The sequence below is a fragment of the Paraburkholderia sp. RL17-373-BIF-A genome, assembly GCF_046030175.1.
Classification (GTDB): Bacteria; Pseudomonadota; Gammaproteobacteria; order Burkholderiales; family Burkholderiaceae; genus Paraburkholderia.
Window position 1 is genome coordinate 1 of record NZ_JARESO010000570.1, and the last position, 223, is coordinate 223.

1 protein-coding gene is annotated in these 223 nt (G+C 54.7%); it reads left to right on the top strand.

Translation table 11 applies throughout. The features are described from left to right. Positions 1 to 223, top strand: a 223-nt coding sequence (locus P0D80_RS51800) for a hypothetical protein (protein WP_408296853.1), incomplete at both ends; no start/stop codon positions are given.

Below are 223 nucleotides of genomic sequence, written 5' to 3' on the forward strand. Positions count from 1 at the left end.
CGTTGAAACATGGCGGTGATCTGGAGGTTTCCGAGGATACAGGCGAGAACGGTACCGTCCTCACCATTACTGTGAAAACTGGCGCAACGTCGGAGTCTTTTGCCATCGAGGATGGCACCATCGATGACCTCAGGGCAGTTCTGGAACGGGAAATTGTTCGGCATGAGGCAGATCATTATCGTTACCGGGACGCCACTGAACGCATTCCACCGGCGAGACGGAA